Raw genomic sequence first — 21,211 nt, forward strand, 5'->3', positions numbered from 1 at the left:
CCATGACCCGTTTTCCGGCATTACCCGCGGTTATCCTGGTGATATCCGCTTTAACTGGCTGCCAGGTACTGCAACAACCTGCCCAAACCACGGACAGTCAAAAGACCTCTCAAGCTGAAACTGAGGCCCTTAAATCAGAACAGAAAACAGAACAAGTGCAAGGTCATACCACCTCCCGGTCTGCTCGCCCGGATACCATTTCGGTCAAGCAAAAACTGGTACAGACTCCAGCCCGTATTGGCGGAAAACTGGTACTGGGTTTTGCTGAGAAAGGTACTCTCACAGAATACGGCCTTGAAATGAACGCCAAGATCGATACCGGTGCGGGACGTTCTTCTATTGATGCCAGAAACATTAAGAACTTTGAACGGGATGGTAAAAAATGGGTTCGATTTGATATTCCCAGAACCAGCAAGGGCAATGTCAGCCTGGAGCTGCCCGTCAAAAACACTATCCTGGTCAAGACCCAGGGTGACGAAGAGTCCCTGGCTCGCTATGTCGTCAATATGAACATCAGGGTCGGTGATATTACCCAAAACCTTGACGTCTCATTGAACGACAGGACCCGTTTTGAATTCCCACTGCTCGTGGGTCGGGATTTTCTCAAGGATATGGCCATCGCCGATGTTAGCAAGAGATACATCGCAACCGAGAAAGTGCTGGATACGGTGACCGCCGAAATCCCGGCGGTTGGCAACCTGAGCGTCAAAGAACAGATCGACAAACCCGTAGACGTCAGTGGCCTTATGTTGTTAGGCGAGCTTGAAAAAGTGCATATCAAAGGATTCAAGAATGCCTTCGAGGCACGTATTGATACCGGTGCCAAGACCTCTTCCATTGATGCTAGAGATATTGAATACTTCACCAGAAATGGTGAGAAGTGGGTTCGCTTCAAGGTTGTCAATGGTAAAGAAAGTCAGACTTTTGAGCGCAAGGTTCATCGTGAAGTTGAAATCAAGCGTCACGGCGGCCTGGCCAACCAGTTCCGGGCCTCTGTCTTTATCCCCATTACACTTGGCCGTATCTCCAAAGAGGTTGAATTTACGCTGACCAATCGCTCGGGTTACGAACACCCGATTCTTATTGGTGAAAGATTCCTGAGCAATACCGCTCTGGTTGATGTAGCCAAGCAAAATATTGCTGAAACAAAAAAGTGAGGTTTGAATGAAAGGACGTTTTCACCTCAGCCTGGCGGTGATCATTCTGATCTCGGCAGGTCTGGGCCTGACTTTGTACAAACACTTTGCCTTGGGGTTTCCGTTAACCCGGGGAGAGACCACCACAGTCTGGAGTGTTGAGGCTGAAATCCAGTTCGAGGCCGACGGTGGACCTGCCAAGGCATCCCTGACCCTGCCCGATCAGCAATCCGGTTTCCGTATTCTGAATGAATCCTTTGCTTCTCCCGGTTATGGCATTAACCAGTATGATGAAGAAGGACAGCGTCGTGCCGAGTGGAGCATCCGCAAGGCTAAAGGCATGCAGAGCCTGTTCTACAAGGTCAGTCTGCATCCGGACCGACTGCAGGTGGAACCTCTGGCGCCTCCTGTTGAAGAAGACGATGACACTCTGAAAGCCAGACCGTCCCTGCCGGAGCCCTACCAGACCGCGGCAGATGCATTGCTGGAACAAGTCAAAGAACACTCTGCCGATAGCCGAAGTTTTACCGGCACCCTGATCAAGGCATTTATTGCCAAAGAGCCCAGCCAGAACACCAACATGCTGTTGAGCATGATTGATAGCCGTGCCGAGCAGACCGAGCTGCTGATCGAAATGCTGTCCATGGCCGATATTCCGGCGCGGGTTGTTCGGGGGCTTTACCTTGAAGACGGCAGACGTCGTCAGCCCATCGTAGACATGCTGGAAGTCTACACCAACGACGGCTGGGTGCTCTTTGATCCCGAAACCGGTGTTTCCGGCAACCCGAAAAACTTCTTCCTCTGGCAGCGCGGCGGTAAATCCCTGCTGGATGTCATGGGTGGCGAAGATTCCCGGGTCTCTTTCTCAATGATTTCCCAGAACGAGCCCAAACGGGACCTGGCCATTAAAACGTCCAGTGCTGACGACGCCGCCCTGGTGGATTTTTCTATCTACTCCCTGCCCCTGGAAGTTCAGAACGCTTTCAAGAGCATTCTGCTGATTCCCATTGGCACCCTGGTGGTACTGATCATGCGCATCCTGGTCGGCCTGAGAACCTCGGGAACCTTTATGCCCGTCCTGATCTCGGTAGCCTTCCTGGAAACCCAGTTACTGCCCGGTCTGGTTATCTTTGTCACCATTGTTTCCATCGGCCTGTGGATCCGTTCGATATTGAGTCAGCTTAATATGCTCCTTGTCGCCCGGTTGGCGGCGGTCATCATCGTCGTCATAGGCATAATGGGAGCCATGAGTGTACTCAGCTGGAAGATGGGAATTACCCAGGCCCTCACCGTGACCTTCTTCCCGATGATTATCCTGGCATGGACCATTGAGAGAATGTCCATCCTCTGGGAAGAAGAAGGCCCCAAAGATGTTCTGATCGAGGGCTTTGGCAGTCTGCTGGTGGCCAGTATGAGTTACCTGCTGATGTCCAACCCTCTGGTTGAACATTTGACTTATAGCTTCCCGGAGCTGTTGTTGACCGTGCTCGGCCTGACCCTGATGCTGGGCCAATACACCGGTTATCGCCTGTTGGAACTTCGTCGCTTCAAACCTCTGGTGGGAGGTTAACCCATGGAGTTCATCAAACGGTTTTTCCGCGGTTTTGCCAGCCCTTCCAGCCTCCATGAGGCTGGGATTCTGAGCATGAACATGCGCAACCTGGATTATGTAATTAAATATAATCCCCGCAAACTGCTGCCCCAGGTGGACGACAAACTCGCCACTAAAAGGATGGCAGAAAAAGCCGGTGTCGATGTCCCCAAACTGTTGGGGGTTGTTGAATACCAGTACGACATCAAAAACCTGGGCACTCTGCTTGAACAACACAACAGTTTTGTGATCAAGCCTGCCCAGGGCAGCGGCGGCAAAGGTATCCTGGTCATCGTTGGCCGCGATGGTGAACGGTATCTAAAAGCCAGTGGCGACACTCTGGAGTTTGAAGATATCAACCGACATGTGTCCAATATTCTCGGCGGCCTTTACAGTCTTGGCGGCAAAAGTGATGTCGCCATGATCGAGAGCCTGATTGTGGCAGACCCGGTCTTCAATGATTACAGTTTTGAAGGCGTACCGGACATTCGTATGATTGTTTTCCGGGGTTTTCCTGTTATGGGTATGCTGCGTCTGGCCACCCGGGCTTCTGATGGCAAGGCCAACCTTCACCAGGGTGCTGTCGGAGTCGGTCTGGACATTGCCTCCGGTAAAAGCCTGCGGGCTGTTCAGTTTGACCTGCCCATTGAAAAGCACCCTGACACAGGCCACAGCTTTGAAAAACTGGAAGTGCCTCACTGGGACAAACTGCTCAAGCTGACTGCCGCCTGTTATGACATGACAGGACTGGGCTATCTGGGTGTAGACATTGTTCTGGATGAGAAGGATGGCCCACTGATCCTTGAACTCAATGGCCGTCCCGGCCTGGCTATCCAGATCGCCAATGACCGTGGCATCCAGCCGCGCCTGGAGCTGATTGAGTCTCTGCCCGACTGGAATATGCCCATTGCTGAAAAAGTCGCTTTCGCAAAAGAGCGCTTTGCGGTGTGATCCCCATAATATCAGGGCTCAGCGCCCTGATATTCCCTCCCAAATATAGACTTAAAAAAAACACTCGCCTGCCTTGGCCTGTATGCTTCGTCTGTGTCACAATCGTTCAAAGAATAAGCAGCTTTAAGAAGCAGAACAAAAGCTGTCACTTCGTCAAGGAGGACTGCCTGAATTGCAGCCAAGAACAGCTATCTTCGCCAGAGCAATCTTCGCCAGAGCAATCTTCGTCAGAGCATTCTTCGTCAGGGCATTGCTTGTGATTCTGCTGACCTTTTTTGTCAGTCGGGCAGAACCGGCATTTATTGTTCTGCAATCCGTATTAATTTTCAGTCTTTACCGGGTTCACCGCAGACATAAGAATCATCAGAAGCTCTCTATCAACCTGGTCACTGTCGTCAATGATAAACGACGAGTTTTTAATTCTGCCCTGCGTCAACATCTGCAGGCACCCGGCAACGCCCTGATGGATGAAAGGGCCATTAGGGAGGGGATTCTAAACACTCTGGATGCCGTAATGCCCGCTACGCCTGCCATAATATTGGTCAAAAACAACGATCGCTGGGATGTCAGCAGCCATTACCCCAAGGCCGACCGGATACTCACAAACAGCATTGACACTATTGAAAAGGAACTGATCAACATCATTAGCTCAGAGCAAGAACATCATGTCCGGCTTGCCGATCGAAACGGCGATAAATATTGGATATTTCTGCTTCATACCGAAAAAAACCACCATACTCTGCTGGTCGTTTCACCGGGGAAAAAATACCAGCAATCTTTACAATGGCAACAGATAACCGACATCAGTACCCATGCCCGAACCCTGTTTCAGGCCAATCAACAGACTCGCTTCTGGAAACTCCAGGCCAGTCTGGATTCACTGACGGGCCTGCTCAATCGCAGAGCTTTTATCAATGAGGCCTCAGAAGTTCTTCACCGTCCCAATCCCAAACAGCCTCAGTCCTGCCTGATTTTCATGGATATTGATGACTTCAAACAGATTAATGATCGTTTTGGTCACCCGGCGGGTGACAAGGTACTCTCTGACCTGGCCAGACGAATGCAAAAAGAGCTGCGCCAACAGGACCTGATTGCCCGCTATGGCGGAGAGGAATTTGTGGTACTTCTGCCCCACACAGATGCTGTTAAGGGCGTACTGGTCGCTGAGCGATTAAGGAAATCGGCATTACTTTACAACGAAGGCCCTGTTCCTCTGAGCATCAGCCTGGGGATTGCTGCCACGGGACCACAGACGGACACTGTCGACAAACTGCTGAAAGAAGCAGACGATGCTTTATACCAGGCCAAGCACTCGGGTAAGAACAGAGTCTGTCGGGCACCGTCCTGTGCGGACCTGCGTCTGGGAGCTTGAGAGAAAAGAGATCACAAAACGCTTATCCTAAAACGTAAATCTACATATACTGAACCATCGTGCTGAGACTTTAAAATAAAGTCCTGATCCCACCCAACAGTGAAATAAACAACAATGCCCGCTCTGTTCAGTCGCTGGCGACAGCAACGGAATGATGATGACCTCCAGCTTGAAGAACGAGATTTAAGTTGGCTTGAAAAAGTGGCGCGTGCCCCTCATCAGGAGCCCTGGAGTGTCACTATACTGCAGTACGCCTGGACCGCCGGTCCGGTAACACTTCTGGCCGCCTTTGGCGGTTATTATATTGGCTACGGCACTATGATGCCGCTGGACAGAACCTTATACTTTATTGGTTACTCCATTGTAGCCATTGGTTTGGGTCTGTTCACCAAACTGATATACAACGTCACCCATGGCCGCAGAGTCACTGCCGACAAACACAACCTGCTCAGCGTCATCGACCGGATTCCTGAAATTATTTACATGGTGCGCGACCTGGCCCAGCAGAATATGACGGAAGATGCACGACGCATTCATTCTGCCGGCATTCTGTTGCGCAAACTGGACCTTGGCCCGGAGTGGGTCTCAACAGCCGTTGAAGATATTACCGGTGATCCCAAACTGGCCCGTAAAGCCGAACAGATTGAAATATTCCGCCGGGCCGGCCTTTACCACAGAATGCGTGACATCGTTCACGAAGTCTCTGATGACGCCAAGCGTTATCACCAGGAACTCAAGGAGCTTCACCCGCGTATCGCTGAAGCACTTAAAAACAGATTGACCGGTATCGTCGCGAGACCTCATAAAGGGCAGCCCAGGGAACCTCTGTTTATTGAACGGATTCTCAGCGCCAGTGAGCGGGATAATGAAGAATTGATGACCCTTCACGATGTCGAAGAAATACTTACACTCTGCTTCGAACTGATTTGCGGGCGTGAAATTTCCTGGCTGAAAATCGAGTATACTGGTCGCTGGGACCTGGCCAAGGCCCTGGACAGGCTCGAGGAAGAGCGCAACGATTTCCGCATCAGCCGGGCCAGAGTTTACTCCCGCCTCAAGGCCCTGACGACCTGGTTGCACAATGTTGATGTTCAGAATGACATTATTACCGGCCATGGTCTCAGCCCTCAAAAGCTGCTGGCTGCGGCGACCGAGTCGCTCGACAATCTCAGCTTGCAGGTTCGTCAGGCCAGGGACCTGACCCGTAAAACCGGCAAGCACGTTTTAGCCCTGAATATAAAACGGGAGCAACTGGATAAGGCCATTGCGCTTTACAACGAAGCACATCGCGCCTACCTGAAACAGGGGCGGGACAGCGATAAACTCAAACGTGCCCTGAAGTCCTGGCAAAAACTCTCGACACTCTATCAACAGAACCCTGAAGAGAACTTCAAGCGAAGCCTGACGATTTCAGAACAGAGTATTGAGCTGGATGATGACACCAGGATGGAAGTCGCCAACCGCCTGGAAGAGTTTTTAAAAGAGTCTCGTCTGCGCAGGGAAAGCTATCGAACCAACTCCCCTCTGTCACCGGCTCAGAAAGACCTGACAGAAACACGCGCCAGGGAAGTGGCTATCGAGGTGGCCACGATTCTTGACCCCTATATACATCTTCATGATCCACAAATTCAGAGAGCTATTGAAAGTTCTAATGCATCCAGCCTGGCTTTTATTGAACCGGGTATGAGCGCCAAGACCAAGGCGTCACTGGGAGAAGCCCTGGCTGCTGATGTTGACAAGAACCTGTCGGCCAGTGCCGAGAAACTGGCCCAGAACCTGATCCGCTACTACCGCGTTCCCCTGAGCGAGAGAACGATTAACTTTCTGGTACAAACCTATCAGGCCGATTTGCAAAGATTGCAGTTTATTGCCCAGTTCGAGAGCCCGATGAGTGCCCGCTATTCTCTGGATAATATTTCGCCCATCGAAGTTCCCCCGGCCAAGAACAATTGGCAAATCGACCTCTACAACGCCAATAAGATCATCAGCAAATACAGCTCTGCTTCTGCTCACAGTTAACACCCCTGCCGCCCGTCCTGATAACGATCAGGCGCCGGCAGACTCATCAGAAAAACTGATAGTTGGTTATTACAGATATCATTTATTCTTATGGCGTGGAATTCGGCTTTTGGTCAGACTGTTTCGTTTTTAGACAGTGATTTATGCTTTATTTTAAAACATTAGTCCCTTATCTCGCTAAAAAAAGCCTAAGAAATAAGGTATTTAAAACATTTTTGATAAAGATCAAAGTTTGCGTTTTACCGAAGTTCATATATGTAACAAATCCGAGTAACATAGCCACGACCTGATTAACCAGCCATAGATTGATCCGCTCCCATCCAGGATCCGTACAAACGGACGCACCGCTGTGCTTGTTATAAACACGCATTGAATGGGTGTCTATTATACTGAATGCGCGGTAACTGCAGCACAAGGGACCTCTGTGGCAGCACTCACTTTCTGATTGCCAATATGGATCTGTTAACACTGTCATGAACGAGGAGCACTATGATTCCAGATGAAATCATTGACCTGTCGCGATTCCAGTTCGCGATGACGGCACTCTACCATTTCCTCTTTGTCCCATTAACCCTGGGCATGACCTTCATGCTGGCGATCATGGAGTCGGTTTATGTCATGACCGGCAAACAGATCTACCGGGATATGACCAGATTCTGGGGTAAATTGTTTGGTATTAACTTTGCCCTCGGTGTCGCCACCGGCCTCACCATGGAGTTCCAGTTCGGAACAAACTGGTCCTATTACTCTCATTATGTTGGTGATATTTTTGGTGCTCCCCTGGCCATTGAGGCCCTGATGGCCTTTTTCCTTGAGTCGACTTTTGTCGGTATGTTCTTCTTTGGCTGGGATCGACTCAGTAAGGTCCAGCATCTGGCCTGTACCTGGTTAATGGCTATAGGTACCAACCTGTCGGCCATGTGGATCCTGATTGCCAACGCCTGGATGCAAAATCCGGTTGGCGCAGAGTTTAATTTTGAAACCATGCGTATGGAGATGACCAGCTTTGCTGACTTGATCCTGAACCCTGTGGCTCAGGTGAAATTCATTCACACGGTTTCTGCCGGTTATACAACAGGCGCCATCTTTGTACTGTCTATCAGTGCCTGGTACATATTGAAAGGCCGCGACATCGGTTTTGCCCGTCGCTCCTTTGCGGTGGCCGCAGGCTTTGGTCTGGCATCCATCCTGTCTACCCTGCTGCTGGGTGATGAGTCCGGTTATGAGTTGGGTGACGTACAACAAGTCAAGCTGGCAGCCATCGAAGCCGAGTGGAATACTGAACCAGCGCCAGCTGCTTTTACGGTTTTTGGTTTACCCAACCAGGAAGAGCAAAAAACGGAGTATGCGATCAAAATCCCCTATCTCATGGGCATTATCGCTACCCGCTCACTGGACACTGAAGTACTGGGTATCAAAGACCTGATCAACGACAAGGTGGAGAGAATCCACCGTGGTATCAAAGCCTACGAACTGCTTGAAAAGCTGAAAAACGGTCAGGATACCCCTGAAAACCGCCGCCAGTTTGAAAAAGTCGTAGACGACCTGGGCTACGGTCTGCTGCTGAGCCGCTATACCAAGGACATTCCAAACGCGACGCCTGAAATGATTCACCAGGCAGCAGAAGATTCTATTCCGACCGTATGGCCGCTATTCTTCTCCTTCAGAATCATGGTGGGTCTTGGCGTCCTGATGCTGTTGCTGCTGGTAGTCGCCTTCTACAAAACAGCCCGAAGGACTGAGTACAAGAGCCCCAGGTTCCTCAAACTCTGTTTCTACTCCCTGCCACTGCCTTTTATTGCCGGTGAAATGGGCTGGTTCGTTGCGGAGTTTGGTCGTCAGCCCTGGACCATCTCAGGTATTCTGCCGACTTACCTGTCGGCTTCTACCCGCACAGAAACCGACCTCTGGCTCAGCATTATCGGCTTTGCTGCGCTCTACACTGTTTGCATTATTATCGAAATTTACCTGATGGTTAAATACGCTCGCAAAGGTCCCAGCAGTCTGCATACTGGCCGCTATTACTTTGAACGCAATCGCACCGACGATATGGCCCAGGCATAAAACAGGCATAAAAGGAGATCTCTATGGATTACGAAGTTCTAAAATTCATCTGGTGGGTTCTGATCGGTGTCCTGTTCATTGGCTTTGCCATCATGGACGGTTACGATCTTGGCACCGCCAACCTGCTACCTTTTATGAGCAAGACCGACGACGAGCGTCGCATCATGATTAACGCCGTCGCCCCGCACTGGGACGGCAACCAGGTTTGGCTGATCACTGCCGGCGGTGCTTTGTTTGCCGCCTGGCCTCTCGTTTATGCCACGGCCTTCTCTGGCTTTTACTGGGCCATGCTGCTGGTTCTGTTCGCCCTGATTATTCGTCCACTGGCCTTTGATTATCGTTCCAAGGTAAAACCCGAGCAGACCAAATACTGTGACTGGGGACTGTTTATCAGTGGTATCGTCCCTTCCCTGGTATTCGGTGTCGCTTTTGGCAACCTGTTCCAGGGCTTTGGTTTTGACCTGGACGACACCATGCGTTCCAGCTTTACCCAGGGCTTCTTTTCACTGTTAAATCCCTTTGCCCTGCTTTGTGGTGTTGTCAGCATTGCCATGCTGACCATGCAGGGAGCGGTGTGGCAGAGTATGCGTTCTGGCAGCCCAATCAAAGAACGTGCGAGCATTGTCGCCCGTTTGTCAGCCCTTGCCACCATTGTCACCTTTGCGCTTGCCGGTTTGTGGGTGGCTAACCTGCCTGGTTTTGAAGTCATCAGCGGTCTTGATATTAATGGTGAAGCCAACCCCCTGAGCAAAACGGTTCACATCGCAGACGCGGGCATCTGGCTGGCCAACTACAGCAAATACCCGATTATGCTGATTGCGCCGATCATGGGTTTTGTAGGTGCCATCGGCGTCTTCCTGCTGGCCAAGACCCGTCTGCACGGCTTGACCTTTGCCTGCAGTTCAATCACCCAGGCAGGTGTTATCATGACAGCCGGGTTCTCACTGTTTCCATTCGTTCTGCCGTCCAGCACCCATCCTGACGTCAGCCTGACACTGTGGGATTCAACGTCCAGTGAGCTGACCCTGAGCATCATGACCGTTGCTGCCCTGATATTTGTTCCCACCATCCTGGGTTACACCATCTGGTGTGTCTATAAAATGTGGGGTCGCATGACAGTAGAACACCTTAACGAAAACACTCATTCACTGTATTAGGGGGTCAGACTATGTGGTATTTTGCCTGGATTCTAGGCGTACTTCTGGCGTGTGCCTTTGGGATCATTAATGTTATGTGGTATGAGTTTCACGAGATGGATTTTGATAATGATGTCAATGAGTTAGAAGAATGATATAGTTTTTGGGGACCAATTTCGCTGGTCCCCAAGCTCAAAATGATCTGGTCAGCCAGGTTCAAAGCTTCCTTCGTGCTTCTCAGGTCAGGCACCTTGGCCAAATGCTCATCAAGCGAATCCAGTAACTGTCTGGAAATGTATTCTGATCGTTACTGTTGTAGTGCTCTCATCAAGGATGAGGTCACTACGCCAAAGATCATATTCCAGGAAGGAGCGGTAACTATAGGACACATGATCGCTAATTCAATTTTTCGAGTCGTCTACAACTTGCTTAGGGCTTCAGTCATTCCCGATTCTACCATTTACTTCAGAGATTCCGCACACACTGTGTGCGGAATTGAGATGGTTCCAAATAAGTCTGATGATGTAAGTTATGAGTCTACCAAGACAATGATCTATGCGGTTGGCAACCTGCATGACCTGATTCTAACTACAATCATTATCAAATATGGGCAGTGCAGCAAAAACCATTGATGACATGGATAAACCGGGCTACCGCCTTCATCCATTGAAGGGCGACCGTGAAGGCCTTTGAGCCGTTAACGTATCAGGTAACTGGCGCATTGTGTTTGAATTTAAAAACGGAGATGCCTACATCGTAGACTATGAGGATTACCACTGATGGCCATACAACAATTTGACCCACCTCACCCAGGGCATTGATCTACCGCACCTACATTGTGCCATTCACCTCAATGACCGCTAACAGAATTGCCGACCAACTGGGCGTGGCCAGAAGTACTTTCAATCGTCTGCTGAATGAAAAGTCAGGTGTTTCACCGGAAATGGCCATTAGACTGTCCGAAGTACTGGGTGGTTCTGCTGAAAGCTGGATGACACTTCAGGAAAGCTTTGACTTGTGGAAAGCCAGACAAGTCCAATTTCGTAAGTGTCCATTTGAGGAAAAAACGTGAAAATAAACTGCGACATGGGAGAAAGCTTTGGCATCTGGAAGATGGGTTGTGATGAGGTCATCATGCCCTATCTAAACATGGCCAATATTGCTTGCGGTATGCACGCCTCTGACCCTTCTGTGATGATGAAAACCGTCAGGTTGGCCTATGAACATCAAGTGAGTATAGGGGCTCATCCGGGTTATGCTGATCTTCAGGGGTTTGGCCGTCGTCATATTGCCATGGCTGCGGAAGACCTAAAAGCACTGTTCATCTATCAGATAGGTGCGCTTCAAGCTATTTGTGACAGCGAAAATACGACACTGGACTATGTCAAGCCACATGGCGCACTCTACAACAGCATGATGAAAGACGATGAAGTGTTTATGACTTTGTTGCAGGGGCTCAAGAGTTTAAAAAGACCCTTGCCTTTGGTCGTCATGGCTGTACCTGATTACCAAAGATATCAGGCTCTTGCAGACAGCATGGGCATTAAACTCTGGTTTGAGGCCTTTGCTGACCGAACTTATGATAATGACGGGCGTCTGGTACCTCGCACCATGGCCGGTTCATCTCTGACCACGCTGGAAGAGATCAAGCAACAAACAGACCAGATAATGACCCAGGGAACGGTGACTACCATCGAAGGCAAGGTTATTCCCATTAAAGTGGACACTTTGTGCATTCATGGTGATGCTCCTGCCGCACTGCCAACTGCGAAAATGTTGCATCAAAAAGCCACCAGCTTATGAACATATGCCCGGTTAATGAAAACAGCGTGATTGTCTATTTCTCGGATACTGTCAGCCCTGATACAGCAGACGCTATTGCCCGTGTCATACCGATCATTCGGCAAGAACTGGGATCCTGCCTTGTTGATATGGTTCCTTCCTATACATCCATTTTGATCAGCTTTGATCCGGTCGTTATCGATTTAAGGACTTTTGTCGAACAATTAAAACAGGCTCTGGTTGTTGCAGAGCACTCGGGGCCGAACCTTACGACCACCGACGTGATTGAGTTACCCGTTTACTATGGCCCGGAAGTGTCACTGGATGCTGAAGAAGTGTCTGCCCACACCGGTCTCAGCTTTGACCAGATTGTTGATATTCATTCGTCAACCCTTTACCGCGTTTATGCGATCGGGTTTGCCCCGGGCTTTGCTTACCTTGGGAATACCGATCAGCGCATTGCCATTCCCCGCAAGAAAACCCCACGGCTGAAGGTTCCCCAGGGTAGCCTGGCAATAGCCGAACAGCAGACGGCTATTTATCCCAGGCCATCACCGGGAGGCTGGCAAATCATTGGCCGTACACCCGTTGGCCTGATTGATTACCAGAGTGAGAATCTGACAGTCTTTAAAATGGGGGCGAAGGTTAAATTTATACCTGTCAGCAAGGAAAAATATCTGGAGCTGGGTGGTGTTTTCTCTGTTCAGGATCACCCTGGCATGGAGGCAGTATGACACTCAGAGTTTTAAAACCGGGTATTCTGAGTTTGATTCAGGATCGTGGCCGACAGGGTTTTCAGGATATCGGAGTCAGTCCGGGTGGCCCAATGGATGAACATGCTTTTCTATGGGGTAACCGACTGCTGGATAATGCGTCTGAATGCGCCCAGATTGAAATCACTATTGGGCAGTTTTCCTGTGAGTTTCTGGCAGATACCGTGATAGCTCTGACAGGTGCTGATATATCTGCACAGCTCAATAGCAGGCCGATTCGTAACTGGGAGAGCATTAATGTTTGTGGTGGTGACACCCTGTCTCTTGCTGGGGCGAGATCCGGCTTACGAACCTATCTGGCTGTCAGTGGCGGTTTTACGGTACCAGAAGTTCTGAAAAGCTGTGCAACCGTCATGCGTGACCAGCTGGGCGGATTGGATGGTCAGGGTAGCCCATTGAGAGAGGGCGACAGAGTTCCTTATTCACCCAGACAAAAGCGAATTACACGGCGGGTGCCGGAAGATTTTATCCCGGTCTATAAACAGGACGTCACGCTTGAAGTGATTCCAGGCTATCAATATGAGCTTTTTGACCCGCAGGAGCGCCGTCGTTTTTTTGGTAAAACCTATACCCTCAGTAAACAGATGGATCGTATGGGGTACCGTCTCGAAGGCGAAGCGATTCATTGCCAAAATACCCGGCTGATCTCAGAAGGTATTGCCCTTGGGGCTATTCAAATTCCGGCAGATGGTCAACCCATCATCCTGATGCGGGATCGGCAAACTATTGGTGGCTACCCGAAGATAGGCTGTATAACGGCCAGAAGTTTGAGGGTGCTGGCCCAGTGTCAGCCCGGGGCCAGGATCCAGTTTGTTGAGAAAGAGCTTTATGAGGCTGAAGCTGAGTATTTGGTTCAGGAACATTTTTTTAGGAGTAATGGGTCATTCTAAACGGGCAAAAACGAACTGACACTCACATCAACAATTAAAAATCTACCGCTCAGTGTGACCTGAAAAACTGGATGCCCTTACGGTTGTCGCCCTGGTTGGTGGCACAGTAGGTGGTTGGGAGGCAGATTATTCTTTGTCACCCTTCTTTCTTTTCTGGTTAAATGGCGGCTGGTCAGACGCTTTTCTCTTGAGCCTCTGGTCGGCAGGCAGGTGGGTTTGTTTGTGCGTGTTCAGATTACCGATCTCATAGGTGCGGTAGTGGCAGCCCTCATGATCACACTGGTGCACTCTGGGTCTATTAAGTCTCTGGTCGGCAGGCAGGTGGGTTTGTTTGTGCTTTTTCAGATTGTTCGTCCGATCAGTGCGGTAGTCGCAGCCCTCATGATCACACTGGTGTACCTTGGGTTTCTTGGGTTTCTGGTAGTCACACAGATGGGGCTGCTCGTGCTTTTTCAGATGGCCAGTCTGGTCGGAGTCAGGCTCCTGCTTAATCTTTTTCAGTTCCAGAGTCGCACCATACTGACTGAATTCATTGGATACTCGAAAGGGATTGAGTGTTGTGGTTTCATACTGAACATCAGACTCGTCTTCGTTTAAACGGTTGTCGATGCTTTCATCAGAGGTGCCGTTTGTGATTATTTCACTGTCTGCAACGGGCTCCTCCTTAATCTTTTTCAGTGCCAGAGTCGCACCATACTGACTGAATTCATTGGATACTCGAAAGGGATTGAGTGTTGTGGTTTCATACTGAACATCAGACTCGTCTTCGTTTAAGCGATTGTCGCCGCTTTCATCAAAGGTGCCGTTTGTGATTATTTCACTGTCTGCAACAGGCTCCTCCTTAATCTTTTTCAGTGCCAGAGCCGTACAATACTGACTGGTTTCATTGGGTACCCGAAAGGGATTAACTGTTGTGGTTGCATACTGAACATCAGGTTCAGCATTAGCTTCATCTTCGTTTGAACGGTTGTCGCTGCTTTTATCAGAGATGCTGCTGTCTTCACTGTCAGAACCACTATCAGAGGCTGCCCGGCTGTGAACCTTAGCTTCGCCAGAGTCGGGAGAAAAGCAATAGCGAGTATCTGGCTTTAAGAGGACGTCATCACCGAGGCAAATTCGTGGTATATCGCTGTCGTTTATCTCAGTGGCGATAGCTTTAGCCGTAGAGTCAAGTTCTGGTAGCACGTCCCGGACTGGGAAAAGAGGGAGAAGAATAGTTTTAACGCCCGAAACGTAGACCCCTTTTATGGATAAGATCTCAATAAAGGGCTTCGGGGCGTTGATCAGCTCCTTGCCAACAGCCAGAGCGAAGCGCAAAGGCAACCTATTCTCCTGAGTCTGGCCATGAGAGTAATGCCCGGAAAAGGCAATGACCAAGGTCAAAATCAATGGTTTTAATAGCAAAGCCTGTTTTACCAGCCGTTGAAATGTTTATTGGAAAATCAGGTTAGTCGAAATCTGGAGAGAGGTCGGAGGTTTCTTTGCCGTGAAAATACCAGAATTCAGGACACAAGTAACCGCCTTGCACAGAACAAGGAACGAATGTGATACGGCATGAGTTTTCCGGACACTTTTTTACGCTACCTCGGCAAGTTTCTGTTCGTACTTGAACGGTTTCAGCCCGGGGCCAGGATTCAGTTTGTTGAGAAAGGGCTTTATGAGGCTGAAGGTGAGTATTTGGTTCAGGAGCATTTTTTTGAAAATTACGTGCCCTGATATTAATGACCACTACCTTTGTCGCAGCTCCTTCCTCACACAGTATTGCTCCAGCCTCAACGCCACCAGTTCCTGCACCAGCTGATGCAAAATATCCCGATGCTTCGGCTTCACATCCGTTTTGAAAGTAAACCGCTCTTCTTTGACTTCAAAAAAAGTATCCTTTCTCCCAGCAAACGCTTTGATTGGGTTTCTTTTCCAGTAACTATGCCAGCCGTTATCTTCAGCGGACATTGCTTGCTGTCTGTCGGGTAGTTCAGACTTATACAGCGTTGGTCGGCGCTTAAGCAGATGCCAGCTTTTGGCGGCCAGTGCTTCTGTGGTCGGTGCCGAGATAAAACCATCCAGTTCCAGGAAAGCGTCAAGCAAAATCATCTTGAAGCATTTATCCATTTTCGTCTTCTCTATACCATCCAGTAAAAACTGATGATGAGTATTGGCCACTTCCGACTCGGATGTATTCAACTCTTCCAAATGATCAAGCAGCTTGAACCAGCTGCCATGCTGAGAGCGAACTCTATTGAAGTTAGTCCCCGTTTCCGCAAGATAATGATAAAACTCTGTGGCGGTGGGACGATAGCCGAGCAATGATTTCAGGGATTGATACTCATCCACTATGCTGGCATTTTGCGCGCGAGCCATACGCTCCAGAAAATCAATCACTTCCGGATCATAGTTGGCAAAACAGCCATCAGGGAGAGTTATCCGCTGTTGTGAAATTTGTTCTGCAACCTCACGAACAGAATGACAATTTTGCAGAACAACCGGCTTGATCAGAAACGATTTATGGTTACCGATAAAATCAATCACTACCAGATGCTGCTTGCCTTGATGCAGTCGCAGCCCCCGCCCCAGTTGTTGCAGAAACAGGATTTTTGATTCTGTAGGACGAAGCATCAACACCGTGTCAATCGCTGGAAGGTCAGTCCCTTCATTAAACAAGTCGACAGAAAAGAGTACATCCAGCTCTCCGGCTTCAAGCTGGTTCAGGGCTTCATGCCGACGAAGTTCAGAGCCACTGTGAACGGCTGCTGCCCGGAACCCCGCTTTAACAAATACACTTGCCATAAAATCAGCGTGACGTGTTGTGATGCAGAACCCGAGCGTTCTTTTCTGTTTTTTCTCCTGCCAGTGCTCCAGAATATGCTGTGCCCGCCTGTGGGTAGCAAAGGCGTTTTCCAATGCTCCAGAATCAAGTTTGCCATTGCGCCAAGGGATTTCTTTATAATTGACATACCTGTCATTAATGCCAAAATAGCGAAAAGGGGCCAGCAGGCGGGCATTTATGCCATGTATCAGATCACGTTCAAATACCAGATTATTATCACAAAGACTGAGAACATCGGCCTGATCCGTGCGCTCAGGCGTCGCAGTCAGCCCTAAAAGAAACTTTGGCTCAAAATGCTTGAGAAGATCACGGTAGGTTTTGGCATAAGCATGGTGAAACTCATCTACAACAATGTAATCGAAATGATCTTTGCTGAACTGTTGCAGGTGCTCCATTTGTCCAAGGGTTTTCACTGAAGCGAACAGCATGTCGGCTTCTTTATTACGCTCCTCACCATTATAAAAACCAGTGCGTGCATCAGGACGAATTCGCACGAAGGTTTGCTGTGCCTGAATCAGTATTTCTTTTCGATGAGCAACAAACAAGACTTTCTCTGCCCGACATTGTTGAGTATCAAACGCCGCCAGCCAGGTTTTACCCAATCCAGTTGCCAGCACCACCAGCCCTCTCTGGTAGCCGTTGTTCCGGGTTTGCTGCAATGCCTGCAATGCTTCAGTCTGAATCTCAGTGGGTGTTGGTGGCGCTTCAATAAACTCTTCAGCATCTACAGCTACAAGCTGCATCTTACGACGACGTTTCAGGTAGCTATCAATCCATTCATGGCTTAAAGGCTGAACAAGTTCATGACTGAAGATTTCATGAAACTGAAGACGGATATGAGCAAATTGCTGAACATAAAGATCATCTAAATAGCCACTGCATTGCAACCTGAGATTCCATTCATTCCCAGTCGTTAATGCCGCTTTACTGATATTACTGGAACCCACATAAGCACATCCTTCAACAAAATCGTCTTTCTCTGTATGGATAAAAATATACGATTTCATATGGAAGCTTTGCTGACCATCGCACTGATAAATGCGAATATCTGCGCCCTGCTCTTTCAGTAGCATCAGCCTCCGTAAGGCCTGTGGATCTGTAACATCCAGATAGTCAGAAGTTAGCAGCCTTGTGGCTATACCACGTTCAACGGCATCGGATAAAGCTTTAAACAACAACTCCAGACCACTGCTGCGTATGAAGGCCACCGTAATCTCAATTTTCCGTGCCCGATTAATAGCATCTACCAACTTGGGCAGTAGTGGATCGTCCAGCCCGCCGGTAGTCAGAAGAGCAAAACTAGGTGGCCCAATAGGTCCCACATCCATGGATTAAACCTTTTTCAGAATGGCGTTTAACCAGTGTTCATTTTCACGGCCAGCCCGTAAGTCCTGGGTTACCCAGGTTCTGGCGATGTTCAAGTCAATATTTGCCAGAACCTTCTCAAGACCTTTTTCATCGAGATGGGTAAAATGCCTTCCCCCCCGTACTTCTTCACCACTACCCAGCTTGAACGAGCAGTAAAACAGTCCATCTGGTTTCAGTAAACTACCAAGGTGAGAGAAAGTCAGTGGCAAATCTTGAAGGTGAACGTGAAGCAGTGAGGCACATGCCCAGATAGCATCAAACTTTACTTCAGGACGGTAATCCAAAAACAATGAATATTTGACATCCAGCCCTGTCAGACAAGCAGCCCGTTCAGCCATACTGCTACTGCCATCAAATGCAGTAACCGTAAAACCAGCTTTCAAAAAAGCCAGAGAATCTCGCCCAGAACCGCACCCCGCGTCGAGTATATGAGCCTGATCAGGCAATAATGGTAGAAACTGGTCGTATAATGCCTGTGCATCGATGCTCACAGTGGAGTTATAGAAAGAATCTGAATTGTCCTCATAGAAGGCAATGGTTTTAGACATAGGGTGACATGGCTACTAAAAAATCGATGGGGTTGATGATGACACTAAGGGAAGGGGTTGGACAATAGAAAATCTAAAAAATCATGTTGTTGTCCTGAAGTGGCTATATTTCACAGGACACGAATATGCGGCTAATAGCTTATCAGGGTTGCGTAAATATTGACCGGAGAACTATAACCACTACACTCAATGCCCACAGAGCTTCAGAACCGGGGGACTTGAAGACATCTTCACTGCCTGTGTTGATGGGCCATCAGGTTTTCCTGAAGCCATCAATACTGTCTACCCAAAAGCTCAGGCTCAGGCTCAGGCTCAGGTTCAGTTACGCATTGTTCACCATGTTCGTAACTCGTTGAGGTACCTGAATTCAGGGGGGGGGGGTTACAAGGGCATCGACGTGGATATTTATGATGTTTACACCGACACCAATCGCAAGGTCGATCATGTTCCGTTTGGCATTGCTTTGACCGCCAGTATGCTTTCAACCCTTACCTGGAAACTCACAGAAACCTTTGAGCAAACCTTCCACAGTACCGATACCGCAAAGCTTACCCATAACGGTTACCTGTCCAGTCTGACCAGAATGATGGAAGCTCGCAGCAAAGCCATGAGTCAGTTTCAGAACCAACCAGCACTGGCTCAGTCGTGGCGAAACTATATCAAGGAGTGCACGCTCATTGGCATTGATCTGAATTTCAAAACGGTGCATGAAGTGTTCAATAACGTCGGGTTTTACCAGCACCTACGGGCACTTTAGTGATAACACCAGTCTGCTGGCAACACGGGCTTTGGCCAAAATTCGTAACTGCTCAAAATTTGTAGGCATGTCAACCCACTGATATCAATACTTTGATCATTCTGATCAGGCATAATCCCACCCCATGGCTCCGTCGAAAACCTCAGCACTTGAAACTGAAGTCAGCGAACTCAAAACCCTTGTCAGCAACCTGCTCAACAAGGTCAACAAGCTGACCACCGAAAACACCTCCCTGCGTGAGGAAATCCGGCACCTGAAAAAACTCAAGGGGCAACCCAAAATTCGCCCGAATAAAAAAGCCCCGGAAGACGGTAAAAACAACGAAGATGGCAAACCAGCCCCAGCTTCTGATAACACATCGCCACCAAAGAGTAAGCGACCCCGTTCGCAAGAGCGCGGCCAAACCGCCAAGCCTTCTCCCTCTAGCGTCAGGGACGAAATTTGCTTGGCAGAAGGTGTGCAAGATAGTTGGAAACGCAAGGGGTATCAAAACTTTACCCATGTTGATGTGAGCCTGGAGTTCACGACAACACGCTACCGTCGTGAGGTCTGGATCACACCCGAAAGCCAAACAGTCATTGCTCCTTTGCCCGCTCATGTTAAAGGTCGCTTTGGAGACAACCTTACCGCCATGGTGCTTGATCTTTATCACTCTTGCAGTGTCACCCAGCCTTTGCTGCTGGATTGGTTACATAGCCATGGTTGTCCAATCTCCGAGGGAAAACTCAATGACTTGCTGATACATGGACACGAGTCATTTCACCAGGAGCGGGAAGAAATTCTCGAAGCAGGTATTGCCTGTTCCCGTGCGCTGCTCGTAGACGACACTGGGGCCAGGCATGATGGCAAAAACGGCTATTGTACTGTGATCGGCAATGAGACCTTTACTGTGTTCGCTTCAACTGCCAGCAAGAGTCGCATTAATTTCCTGACTTTGCTTCAGGGGAAGCGTCGATCTCACGTACTCAACTCCGTTGCACTTGACTACATGAAGCAGGTGGAGATGACCGGCAAGTGGGTTGATATCCTGTCTGCTTATGGTGAAACCCACTTTCTGGATACCTCTGCCTGGGAAGCCTTTCTGAATGATCACAAGCTGTTCGCCAAAGAGCAACGCCGCAAGGCAACAGAAGCGGTTCTCAAAGCAGGTCTTCTGAACAATGGCTTTCCTGAGGCCATGATCATACACAGTGATGGTGCTCGCCAGTTCGATACTGCATTTGAGCATTCCCTGTGTTGGTTCCATGCCAGCCGTCCACTGGCAAAACTGATTCCTGCCAATGAGCAGGAGCGAGCTGCCCGTGACTGGATGGAAAAGCAGTTCTGGCATTTATACGACGACATTGAGGCGTATTGTTCGGCTCCAACAGCGGCCCGAAAGGCTCAGCTTGAGCAAGACTTTGATGGCTGGGTGACTACACAGGTTAATTATGCTGACCTTCAGTCTGTTCTGGGCCAGCTTCATAGAGCTCGGGAGGAATTACTGTTGGTTTTGGAGTATCCATGGCTGCCACTGCACAATAACCTGAGCGAGAGACAGATCAGGGAGTACGTAAAGCGGCGAAAGGTTAGTGGAGGTACCCGAAGCTCAATCGGGCGGAGTTGCCGGGACACGTTCGCAAGCCTGAAAAAGACATGCAAGCTACATGGCGTGTCGTTCTCTCGATATCTGAAAGATCGACTCTCAGGAACTGGGTTAATTCCCCGCCTGTCTGACATGATACGTCAAAAATCAGCTCAACGAGTGGGTAGCTCTGCCTACGGTTTTTGAGCAGTTACCAAAATTCACCGGATTGGGCTTGGCAGAAAGACTGTAGGGGAAGAGGCGCAATGCCACAGCCGGATTACTCCCTGGCTTCCCAAAAGCCAGTACAAAATGAGTATGTTCTGGCCGGAGCCGGAAAAACAAAAAGCCCACTGGATCGGGGCTTCGGCTGCCACATGGGGAATGCATCGTCACCCATTGGCTAAAGACGACGCTATGTATCTGCTTTGGCAGT

Annotated in this window: 17 protein-coding genes and 2 pseudogenes; 16 read left to right on the plus strand and 3 right to left on the minus strand. The window is 49.3% G+C overall.

Annotated features, from left to right (window positions below; all coding sequences use genetic code 11):
* Window positions 1-2: 2 nt before the first annotated feature.
* From K7B67_RS10885 to K7B67_RS10945, 13 genes and pseudogenes are all read left to right on the plus strand, one after another.
* Complete coding sequence (locus K7B67_RS10885) at window positions 3-1,157, plus strand: RimK/LysX family protein (RefSeq protein ID WP_252180356.1); 1,155 nt, start codon at window positions 3-5, stop codon at window positions 1,155-1,157.
* A 7-nt stretch (window positions 1,158-1,164) separates the two neighbouring features.
* Window positions 1,165-2,706 carry a UUP1 family membrane protein gene (locus tag K7B67_RS10890; RefSeq protein ID WP_252180357.1) on the plus strand — a complete coding sequence of 514 codons (1,542 nt, stop codon included), beginning with the start codon at window positions 1,165-1,167 and terminating at the stop codon, window positions 2,704-2,706.
* Between the two features lie 3 nt (window positions 2,707-2,709).
* Window positions 2,710-3,678 carry an alpha-L-glutamate ligase-like protein gene (locus K7B67_RS10895; protein ID WP_252180358.1) on the plus strand — a complete coding sequence of 323 codons (969 nt, stop codon included), beginning with the start codon at window positions 2,710-2,712 and terminating at the stop codon, window positions 3,676-3,678.
* 172 nt (window positions 3,679-3,850) lie between these two features.
* Window positions 3,851-5,050 carry a GGDEF domain-containing protein gene (locus K7B67_RS10900; protein WP_252180359.1) on the plus strand — a complete coding sequence of 400 codons (1,200 nt, stop codon included), beginning with the start codon at window positions 3,851-3,853 and terminating at the stop codon, window positions 5,048-5,050.
* A 114-nt stretch (window positions 5,051-5,164) separates the two neighbouring features.
* Entirely contained in the window at window positions 5,165-7,069 is a 1,905-nt protein-coding gene (locus K7B67_RS10905) for a hypothetical protein (protein ID WP_252180360.1), read from the plus strand.
* 489 nt (window positions 7,070-7,558) lie between these two features.
* Window positions 7,559-9,133 (plus strand): cytochrome ubiquinol oxidase subunit I, encoded by a 1,575-nt coding sequence (locus K7B67_RS10910; protein WP_252180361.1) that lies wholly within the window; start codon window positions 7,559-7,561, stop codon window positions 9,131-9,133.
* A 23-nt stretch (window positions 9,134-9,156) separates the two neighbouring features.
* Window positions 9,157-10,290 (plus strand): cytochrome d ubiquinol oxidase subunit II, encoded by a 1,134-nt coding sequence (gene cydB / locus K7B67_RS10915; RefSeq protein ID WP_252180362.1) that lies wholly within the window; start codon window positions 9,157-9,159, stop codon window positions 10,288-10,290.
* A gap of 11 nt (window positions 10,291-10,301) precedes the next feature.
* On the plus strand, window positions 10,302-10,424 hold the full coding sequence (cydX, locus tag K7B67_RS10920; protein ID WP_252180363.1) for a cytochrome bd-I oxidase subunit CydX: 123 nt from the start codon (window positions 10,302-10,304) through the stop codon (window positions 10,422-10,424).
* Window positions 10,425-10,977: 553 nt separating this feature from the next.
* Window positions 10,978-11,049, plus strand: a pseudogene (locus K7B67_RS23950) (Killer protein); the annotation flags it as partial.
* Window positions 11,050-11,122: 73 nt separating this feature from the next.
* A complete protein-coding gene (locus K7B67_RS10930; RefSeq protein WP_252180364.1) occupies window positions 11,123-11,341 on the plus strand; it encodes a HigA family addiction module antitoxin in 219 nt (72 codons plus the stop codon).
* A complete protein-coding gene (locus K7B67_RS10935) occupies window positions 11,338-12,072 on the plus strand; it encodes a 5-oxoprolinase subunit PxpA (RefSeq protein WP_252180365.1) in 735 nt (244 codons plus the stop codon). Before K7B67_RS10930 ends, K7B67_RS10935 begins: the two co-directional genes overlap by 4 nt.
* Window positions 12,069-12,785: a 5-oxoprolinase subunit PxpB gene (pxpB, locus tag K7B67_RS10940; protein WP_252180366.1), complete on the plus strand. Its 717-nt coding sequence runs from the start codon at window positions 12,069-12,071 to the stop codon at window positions 12,783-12,785. The genes K7B67_RS10935 and pxpB overlap by 4 nt, the downstream gene beginning before the upstream one ends.
* On the plus strand, window positions 12,782-13,714 hold the full coding sequence (locus tag K7B67_RS10945) for a biotin-dependent carboxyltransferase family protein (protein ID WP_252180367.1): 933 nt from the start codon (window positions 12,782-12,784) through the stop codon (window positions 13,712-13,714). The genes pxpB and K7B67_RS10945 overlap by 4 nt, the downstream gene beginning before the upstream one ends.
* A gap of 126 nt (window positions 13,715-13,840) precedes the next feature.
* Here the strand turns inward: K7B67_RS10945 and K7B67_RS10950 are convergent, their stop codons facing one another.
* The 3 genes from K7B67_RS10950 to K7B67_RS10960 all read right to left on the minus strand — a co-directional run bounded on the left by K7B67_RS10950 (window position 13,841) and on the right by K7B67_RS10960 (window position 18,454).
* Window positions 13,841-15,118, minus strand: a complete 1,278-nt coding sequence (locus K7B67_RS10950; protein WP_252180368.1) for a hypothetical protein — start codon at window positions 15,116-15,118, stop codon at window positions 13,841-13,843.
* Window positions 15,119-15,442: 324 nt separating this feature from the next.
* Complete coding sequence (locus K7B67_RS10955; protein WP_252180369.1) at window positions 15,443-17,866, minus strand: DEAD/DEAH box helicase family protein; 2,424 nt, start codon at window positions 17,864-17,866, stop codon at window positions 15,443-15,445.
* Between the two features lie 3 nt (window positions 17,867-17,869).
* Entirely contained in the window at window positions 17,870-18,454 is a 585-nt protein-coding gene (locus K7B67_RS10960; RefSeq protein WP_252180370.1) for a class I SAM-dependent methyltransferase, read from the minus strand.
* A 178-nt stretch (window positions 18,455-18,632) separates the two neighbouring features.
* Between K7B67_RS10960 and K7B67_RS23875 the strand changes: the two are divergent.
* The 3 genes and pseudogenes from K7B67_RS23875 to K7B67_RS10980 form a co-directional block, all read left to right on the plus strand.
* Window positions 18,633-19,211, plus strand: a pseudogene (locus K7B67_RS23875) (conjugal transfer protein TraG N-terminal domain-containing protein); the annotation flags it as partial.
* A 124-nt stretch (window positions 19,212-19,335) separates the two neighbouring features.
* On the plus strand, window positions 19,336-20,982 hold the full coding sequence (locus K7B67_RS10975) for a transposase (protein ID WP_252180372.1): 1,647 nt from the start codon (window positions 19,336-19,338) through the stop codon (window positions 20,980-20,982).
* A gap of 59 nt (window positions 20,983-21,041) precedes the next feature.
* The gene (locus tag K7B67_RS10980; RefSeq protein WP_252180373.1) at window positions 21,042-21,182 is read left to right on the plus strand and encodes a hypothetical protein; all 141 of its coding nucleotides are present in this window, start codon (window positions 21,042-21,044) and stop codon (window positions 21,180-21,182) included.
* Window positions 21,183-21,211: the final 29 nt, after the last annotated feature.

The organism is Endozoicomonas sp. 4G, assembly GCF_023822025.1.
GTDB lineage: Bacteria > Pseudomonadota > Gammaproteobacteria > Pseudomonadales > Endozoicomonadaceae > Endozoicomonas_A.